The 7807-nt window shown below is 73.3% G+C and carries 7 protein-coding genes; 5 read left to right on the forward strand and 2 right to left on the reverse strand.

The window, feature by feature from the left end; translation table 11 throughout:
- From Q0L15_RS08610 to Q0L15_RS08620, 3 genes are all read left to right on the forward strand, one after another.
- Nucleotides 1–360 (forward strand): LysR substrate-binding domain-containing protein (locus Q0L15_RS08610; RefSeq protein ID WP_296603657.1); only part of this gene is annotated, 360 nt, incomplete at its 5' end.
- A 72-nt stretch (nt 361–432) separates the two neighbouring features.
- The gene (locus tag Q0L15_RS08615; protein WP_296603658.1) at nt 433–3987 is read left to right on the forward strand and encodes an ABC transporter ATP-binding protein; all 3555 of its coding nucleotides are present in this window, start codon (nt 433–435) and stop codon (nt 3985–3987) included.
- Between the two features lie 98 nt (nt 3988–4085).
- Entirely contained in the window at nt 4086–4460 is a 375-nt protein-coding gene (locus Q0L15_RS08620; RefSeq protein WP_296603659.1) for a YciI family protein, read from the forward strand.
- A 48-nt stretch (nt 4461–4508) separates the two neighbouring features.
- Here the strand turns inward: Q0L15_RS08620 and Q0L15_RS08625 are convergent, their stop codons facing one another.
- Together Q0L15_RS08625 and Q0L15_RS08630 are read right to left on the reverse strand one after the other, a co-directional pair.
- Nucleotides 4509–4889 (reverse strand): VOC family protein, encoded by a 381-nt coding sequence (locus Q0L15_RS08625; RefSeq protein WP_296603660.1) that lies wholly within the window; start codon nt 4887–4889, stop codon nt 4509–4511.
- Entirely contained in the window at nt 4882–5688 is an 807-nt protein-coding gene (locus Q0L15_RS08630; protein ID WP_296603662.1) for an ArsR family transcriptional regulator, read from the reverse strand. The genes Q0L15_RS08625 and Q0L15_RS08630 overlap by 8 nt, the downstream gene beginning before the upstream one ends.
- Nucleotides 5689–5781: 93 nt before the next feature.
- Here Q0L15_RS08630 and Q0L15_RS08635 point away from each other — a divergent pair, with 93 nt between their 5' ends.
- Together Q0L15_RS08635 and Q0L15_RS08640 are read left to right on the forward strand one after the other, a co-directional pair.
- Nucleotides 5782–7347 (forward strand): peptide chain release factor 3, encoded by a 1566-nt coding sequence (locus tag Q0L15_RS08635; RefSeq protein WP_296603664.1) that lies wholly within the window; start codon nt 5782–5784, stop codon nt 7345–7347.
- Nucleotides 7348–7399: 52 nt separating this feature from the next.
- Nucleotides 7400–7681 (forward strand): hypothetical protein, encoded by a 282-nt coding sequence (locus tag Q0L15_RS08640; protein ID WP_296603665.1) that lies wholly within the window; start codon nt 7400–7402, stop codon nt 7679–7681.
- Nucleotides 7682–7807: the final 126 nt, after the last annotated feature.

Below are 7807 nucleotides of genomic sequence, written 5' to 3' on the forward strand. Positions count from 1 at the left end.
CTCACCGAGCAGCAGGTCGTGATCCTGCCCGCCGGCCACCCGCTGACCGCCCACGACCAGCTGTCCCTGAGCGACCTCGACCACATCGAGGACCTGCCGGCTCCGAGGTGGCCCGACCACGAGGGCGAGTACGCCGACGGTCCCGGTCCGGCCGTCCGCGACACCGCCCAGCTGCTCCAGCTGATCTCCCTGGGCCGCACCTACCTGGTCGCCCCCGAGTCGGCCCAGGCCCAGCTCGGCGGCGGTGTCACGACCCGCCCGATCGCCGACGCGCCGCCGGTCAGCACGCTGCTCGCGTGGCCGCCGCAGAGCCGGTCGCTCGACCTGGCGGCGTTCGTCGAGACCGCTCTCGACCTGTAGCCGCGGCGCCGGTCGCGGCGCCCGGAAAACGGGAGGAGATCTGTCGGTGGTCGGGCATAGCGTGGACGGACCATGACCCTCACCGCACCCGTCGCCACCACACCGGACCAGCACCCGACAGCCCCGGTGGTCGACCCGTCGCGCAGGATCGGCCCGCAGCGACTCAAGAGTCCCCTGGCGATCGCCGCGCTGGGCGCCTCGGCGGTGGCCGCGATCGGCATGACGCTGGGCACGGTCGTGGCCGGTCGGCTGGCCGAGGACCCCACGCGGGCTCTGGTCTGGCTGCTCGCGCTCTGCGTCGTCGGCGCCGCGATGGTCGACACGGCGGGCAAGGTCGCGTGGGTCGGCTGCTCCGACCGCGCCGAGGGGGTGCTCCGCGAGGACCTCCTGCGCGCGGCGCTGAGCCAGCCCCTGTCCGCCCTCAGCGAGCAGGCGGTCGGCGAGGTGCTCGACCGGATCGACGACGACACCCACGAGGTCGGCAACCTCGTGCGCTGGCAGATCTGGATGCTCGCCCGCGCGATCTTCAGCGCCGTGCCGATGTGGATCGTGGCCGGGCTCACGTGGTGGCCCGCGTTCGTGCTCTTCCCGGTGCTCGCGACGGTCACGTGGGTGGCCATCCGCTCGCTGCTCGGCGAGATCTCGCGGCGCAAGGTCGTCGAGGAGATGGCCTGGACCGACCACGCCGCCGTCCTCGAGGAGGGCATCGCCGGACGTGACGACCTGCGCACGAGCCTGGGCCAGGCCCACGTGCTGCGCCGCGTCGCGCGGCTCTCGGCCGACGTGCACGAGAAGTTCCGCGCGGTCGTCCTCGTCGAGAACCGTCTGGTCCGCCGCGCCGGCGTGCTGCTCCACGGCCTGCTCGCCGCCATCGCGGTCGCCGGGGTGGCGCTGACCGCCGGCGGCAGCTTGTCGGTCGCCGAGGTGGTGACCCTGTTCCTGGTCACCTCGACGTTCGTCGGCCAGATCGCGATGGCCGCCAACCACCTGCCCGACCTGCAGGCCGGGCTCGGCGCGGTGATCCGGCTGCGCCAGATGCTCGCCGTCCCGCCCGAGCCCGAGGGCGGCCGCGCGCTGCCCGACGGGGCGCTCGACCTCGAGCTGCGCGGCCTCGACTTCGCCTACGCCGAGGGTGCCTTCGCGCTGCAGGACATCCACCTGCGCGTGCCGGCGGGCGAGACGATCGCGCTGGTCGGGCGCACCGGCTCGGGCAAGTCGACGCTGGCTGCGCTCGTCTCTCGCGCGATGGAGCCGCCTCGAGGCACGGTGTTCCTGGGCGGGGCCGACGTACGCGACCTCGACCTCCAGGTCCTGCGCCGCGCGGTCGGCGTGGTCACCCAGCGCACCGAGATCCTCGCGGGCACCCTCGCCGAGAACATCGCGCTGTTCGCCGACCTGCCGCGCGCCAGGGTCGAGGCGGCCGTCGTCGAGCTGGGCCTCGACGCGTGGGTCGCCGGCCTGCCCGACGGGCTCGACACGCTCCTCGGTCCCGGCGGCACCTCCCTGTCGGCGGGGGAGGAGCAGCTCGTGGCGTTCGCGCGCCTGTTGGTGCGCGACGTGCGCGTCGTGGTCCTCGACGAGGCCACCGCGCGCATGGACCCACTCACCGAGCTGCGCGTGGTCGCCGCCGCCGACCGGCTGCTCACGGGCCGCACCGGCATCCTCGTCGCCCACCGGCTCTCCACGATCGAGCGCGCGCCGCTGGTGGCCGTCCTCGACCGCGGTCGCGTCGTCCAGGCCGGCACCCGCGCCGAGCTCGCGGCCGTCCCCGGACGGTTCCGCGACCTGCTCGCGGCCAGCCGCACCGAGCCGGGGCACGACCTGCCCGCCGGCGAGGGGCTCGACGCCAAGGGGAGTGCCGCGGCCGAGCTGTCCGAGGAGACCGTGGCCGGCGTCGGCGTGCGCCGTCGCTCCGGGCCGGCCCCCGAGGTCGACGAGGTCGGCACCGGCCCCTCGCTGGCCCGCGGCATCGCCCACGCGCTCGCCGTGCGCCCCGCCTGGGGGGTCATGGGCGCCGCACTGTTCCTGCTCGCGTCGCTCACCGGGGCCCAGGGCGCCGTCACCGGCCTGCTGTGGGGTCACATCGTCGAGGACCTGCGCCAGGGCGGCAGCCCCACGTGGTTGACCGGCGCCGTCGTCGTGAGCCTGCTCGCCGCGCCGGTGATGCTGGCCAACGCCTTCTACCGCTACCCGCGCTGGTGGATCGAGGTGATGCTGCGCGCCCGGATGGCCGTCCTCCACGGCCAGACCCAGGAGCGCCGGCTCGTGCGCACGCCTCCCGGTGAGGTCGTGGCCCGGTCGATGGACGCCGATCGCTACGCGCGCTACGCCGACCGGTGGGTCGACTTCGTCAACGGCCTGATCATCGCGAGCATGACCGCGATCCTGGCCGGCACCTGGATGGCGGGCGCCGTCCTGCTGACGGTCATGGTCACCTCGGCGCTCGCCTCGACGCTCGGCCGCCCGATCGCCGGCCGGTCGGCGGCAGCGTCCTCGACCGCCCGGGCCGGGTTCGGCCGCGCGCTCGTCTCGGCGCTCGACTCGGTGCGCACCGTCAAGCTCGCCGCCGCGATCCCGGAGGTCCACGCCCACCTGCGGCGCGTCGACTCGGGCCGCGTCGCGGCCGCTGTCAAGGAGCACCGCGTGCAGGCCGTCCTCGACGGCGTGCCGATGGTGATGGTGCAGGGCGGCGTGGTGGCGGCGTGGGCGATCTACTTCGCCGACGGGTGGAGCCTTGCGATCGCGCTGCTCGTGGCCAACGCCGTCGGCGGCTTCGACTGGTTCGGCCGGGTGGCGGGGATGGTCGTTACCGAGGCGCCCGGCACCCGCGCCTGGCAGAAGGAGACCAGCCGGTTCGCCGCCGGCGCCGACCTCATGGACCTCCCACCGGGGGTCGACCTCGTCCGTGGCGAGGCCCCCGAGCCGGCGCCGGTGCAGCGCGTGCCGCTGGAGCGGCTGGAGCTGTCGGGCTTCTCCGCGATCCACGACGACGGCACGATCGGCGTCACCGACGTCGACCTCAGCGTCGAGGCCGGTGAGCTGGTGCTGCTGGTCGGCCAGGTGGGGTCGGGCAAGTCCAGCCTGCTCTCGGCGCTCGCGGGCCTGATCGAGCACTCCGGCGGGCTGCGCTGGAACGGCCAGGAGGTCACCGACCCCCAGGGCTTCCTGCGGCCCGCCCAGGTCGCCCACGTCGCCCAGGTGCCGCGCGTGCTGTCGGGGAGCTTCTCCGACAACGTGCTGCTCAGCCACCGCCGCGCCTTCGACGACCCGGTCGCCGCCGCCCGGCTCGACCGCGACATCGAGGAGGCCGGCGGCAAGGACGCCCTGGTCGGCCACAGGGGCGTGCGGCTCTCCGGCGGACAGGTCCAGCGCCTCGCGCTCGCCCGGGCGCTCGCGGCCGATGCCGAGCTGCTGCTCGCCGACGACGTCTCGAGCGCCCTCGACGCCGCCACCGAGATCGAGCTGTGGGACGCGCTGCGCGAGCGGCGTACGACGGTCATCGGCGCCTCGGCCAAGCGCGCCGCCCTGGCGCGTGCCGACCGGGTCGTCGTCCTGGTCGACGGCACCGTCGCGGCGGTGGGCCCCTGGAGCGAGATCGGCTCGACCTGGGGTCACCTGGCGGGCTGAGGTCTCATCGGTTCCCGCGTGTGTGTCGTATCCGCCCGTCGCTGTTCGTAGCGTAGGCAGCGGCGGACATCGGGTCCGCCCACACGAAGGAGCCCCGGATGCCGCACTACCTCATCTACTTCAACCAGCAGTGGGTCGGCGACCACGACGAGGCATGGTTCGAGGGCCGCATCGAGCCGTCCCGGGCCGTCGTCCGGGAGATGCAGGACCAGGGCGTGCTGATCTACGCCGGTGGACTGGTGGAGGAGCTGGAGGAGGCGGCCGCCGCGGACGCCACGAGCGGTGAGGTGATCATCACCGATGGTCCGTTCGCGGAGACCAAGGAGTGGCTCGGTGGGCTGACGATCGTGGACGTGCCCGACGACGAGGCGGCCCGGGCCTGGGCGGGGAGGGTTGCTGAGGGATGCGGCTGGCCACAGGAGGTGCGCCGCTTCAAGGCCGGCTCGTTGCAGGCGGTCGTGCTCGGAGGGTGAGGCCTGCCCGCGCCGAGCTGCGTCCCCGTCGAGGTCATCCGCAACCGCTCACGTCGCCGGCTCGAAGAGCTCGACCAGGTTGCCGTCGGGATCGCCGAGCAGGACCTGCTTCCCGCCCGGACCACTGACCAGGTCGCTGAGCAGCGGCACGCCCGCGGCGCTGAGCCGCTCGACCGCGGCGTCGAGGTCGTCGACGATCAGGTGGATGCGGTTGCGGCCGGGCCTGTCGATGTCGGGTGGGGTGGCCCGAGCGCCGGAGCTGCCCGGACCGGACAGCAGGACGCGCAGGGCGCCCCGGGTGACGTCGGCGAACGCGGGCGCCGGGTGGCTGCGCACCGTGAACCCGAGATGGGCGGTGTAGAAGTCGACGGCCGCCTGCACGTCGTCGACGACGTAGCGGACGCTGCCGAATGTGCTCTCGTCACTCATGGGGCCTACCTCCTGTGTCTGATTGGCTCGGTGCGGGGGTGGCGGTCGCTCCCAGGGTGGGGATCAGCTGGCGCACCCGGGTGTCGATGTCGGTCGAGATCGACACGAACGTCGAGTAGTCCCCAGGCCCACGGGCGCCCGCGGGGTCGCGGACGCTCCAGTGCGCGCGGTGCCGGGTGATGCGGGCCGGGAGGTGCTCGCGAGCCTTGTCGCACACGGTGATGACCCGGTCGAAGCCGTGACCGGGACCGGCGACGTCTGCGATCGAGCGGGGCGCCTGATCGCGGATGTCGATGCCGTACCGCTCGTGCAGGACGCGGACCGCGTGGGGGTGGATCCGGTCCTTGGGCGAGGTGCCGGCGCTGGCCACGGTGACCCGGTCGCCGGCGAGGTGCCTCAGGAGAGCCTCTGCGATCGGTGACCGCGCGCTGTTGCCCGTGCAGACGAACAGGATCCGCGGCGCGCCGACCGCGACACGTGGGGGAGTCGGAGCCGCCTGCAGCCAGGGGTGCAGTGCCGCGCCGACGTGGGACAGGCCGTCGGCGCACCGTTCGAGATCCAGGTGGTAGTAGCTGTCCCGGCCGTCGTGGCTGCTGCGCCGGGCCCTCACCAGGCCGCCGTCGCGGAGCAGCCGGAGGTGGTAGGAGACGAGGTTCTGGGGCTGGTCGACCAGCTCGACGAGCTCGCGCACCCGTCGGTCGCTGCGGGCGAGCTCGCCCAGGAGCTGCCACCGCACGGGGTGCGCGGCCAGCTGGAGGAACTGCGGCGGGGCACTCGCCGCGGAGTCGGCCTTGGCCATGGCTCAGAAAGTACATCAAACAGGATTGATGCGATAGGCCTCCGCACTCCGACGAAGCGGGAGTACGCCGGGCCAGCCGGTAGATTTCGCGCAGTGTCCGACACCCGCCCCCGCCGTACGTTCGCCGTCATCAGCCACCCCGACGCGGGCAAGTCGACACTGACCGAGGCGCTCGCGCTGCACGCGCGGGTGATCACCGAGGCCGGTGCCGTCCACGGCAAGGGCGACCGGCGCGCCACGGTCTCGGACTGGATGGCGATGGAGAAGGCCCGCGGCATCTCGATCACCTCGGCCGCGCTGCAGTTCGTGTTCCACGACCACGTGATCAACCTCGTCGACACGCCTGGGCACAGCGACTTCTCCGAGGACACCTACCGCGTGCTGTCGGCCGTCGACTCCGCGGTCATGCTGGTCGACGCCGGCAAGGGGCTCGAGCCGCAGACGCTGAAGCTCTTCAAGGTCTGTGCGCTGCGCGGCATCCCGGTCATCACCGTCATCAACAAGTGGGACCGCCCCGGTCTCTCGGCGCTCGAGCTCATGGACCTGATCCAGGAGAAGATCAAGCTGCGGCCCACGCCGCTCACCTGGCCGGTCGGCGAGGCCGGCGACTTCCGCGGCGTCGTGGATCGCCGTACCGGCGAGTTCGTGAAGTACACGCGTACGGCGGGCGGCGCGACCCGCGCGCCCGAGCAGCGGCTGAGCGCCGGGCAGGTGCCCGAGGAGGACCAGCGCCCCTGGGCCGAGGCGATCGAGGAGCACGAGCTGCTCACTCTCGACGAGGCCGACCACGACCAGGAGCGGTTCCTGGCGGGGGAGACCACCCCGGTCGTGTTCGCCTCGGCGCTGCAGAACTTCGGCGTCGCCCAGCTGCTCGAGCTGCTCCTCGACATCGCGCCCGGCCCCGGCGCGACCGAGGGCGTCGACGGCGCGGTGCGCCAGGTCGGCGACGACTTCAGCGCGTTCGTGTTCAAGGTGCAGTCGGGCATGAACAGCGCCCACCGCGACCGGCTCGCCTACGCCCGCGTCGTCTCCGGGACCTTCGAGCGCGGCATGGTCGTCACCCACGCCGGCACCGGCCGGCCGTTCACGACGAAGTTCGCGCAGTCGGTCTTCGGCCGCGAGACGACCGCCGTCGAGACCGCCGAGGCCGGGGACATCATCGGCTTCGTCAACGCCCAGGCGCTGCGCGTGGGCGACACGGTGTACGTCGGGGAGCGCATCGAGTACCCGCCCGTGCCGAGCTTCGCGCCCGAGCACTTCGTGACGGCCAGCGCGGGGGACATCGGCCGGTTCAAGCAGTTCCGGCGAGGCATCGAGCAGCTCGACCAGGAGGGCGTGGTCCAGGTGCTGCGCTCGGACCTTCGGGGTGACCAGAACCCGGTGCTCGCCGCGGTCGGCCCGATGCAGTTCGAGGTCGTCGAGGACCGGATGACCAACGAGTTCAACTCCCCGATCCGGTTCTCCCGCCTCGACTACCAGGTCGCCCGGCGCACGGACGCCGCCGGAGCCGCGGCCCTCGCAGGGATGCGTGGCGTCGAGGTCCTCGAGCGCAGCGACGGCACCCACATGGCGCTGTTCGTCGACCAGTGGCGCGCCAGCGTCACCGCCCGCGACAACCCCGAGATCATGCTCGAGGCGCTGCCGGCCGGCGGGAGCTGACCGACCTCGCGCTCGCGTGCGTAAGGCGCCGCGAGCGGGGTAGACCTAGGGCGTGACCGCCGTCCTCCTCTCCCTCGCTGTGCTCGCCTTGATCGGCTTCAAGATCTGGATGAGCTGGCTCGACCACCGCTACACCGTCGAGCTCGCGACACGTTCCGAGGAGGAGTTCAACGTCGCAGGCCTCGACAAGGCGGCCGAGGTGAGCCGGCACGCCTGGTGGGGCAACGGCCCCTGGCGGATGCGCCGCCTGCGCCGCAAGCTCGACGACGCCGCGGTGAAGATCGCGCGGTTCGAGCAGGAGCAGCGCGAGCGCAAGCGCCGAGCTCAGCCGTAGCTCAACTGGCGGCCACGGTCGTGGCCAGCAGGGCGGCCATGCCCGCCGGGTCGAGGTCGAGGGCGGCCGGCGTCACGACCACCTCGGCCTGGATGCGGCCGGGCTCGCGGGACGGCCACCAGGCGG

This window comes from Nocardioides sp. (assembly GCF_024509035.1).
GTDB lineage: Bacteria > Actinomycetota > Actinomycetes > Propionibacteriales > Nocardioidaceae > Nocardioides.

Bases quoted from the DNA above. Each gene is read 5' to 3' on its own strand.
- Q0L15_RS08625 (WP_296603660.1), bottom strand. From the start codon at position 4,889: ATGAGTGACGAGAGCACATTCGGCAGCGTCCGCTACGTCGTCGACGAC.
- Q0L15_RS08620 (WP_296603659.1), top strand. From the start codon at position 4,086: ATGCCGCACTACCTCATCTACTTCAACCAGCAGTGGGTCGGCGACCAC.
- Q0L15_RS08630 (WP_296603662.1), bottom strand. From the start codon at position 5,688: ATGGCCAAGGCCGACTCCGCGGCGAGTGCCCCGCCGCAGTTCCTCCAG.
- Q0L15_RS08615 (WP_296603658.1), top strand. From the start codon at position 433: ATGACCCTCACCGCACCCGTCGCCACCACACCGGACCAGCACCCGACA.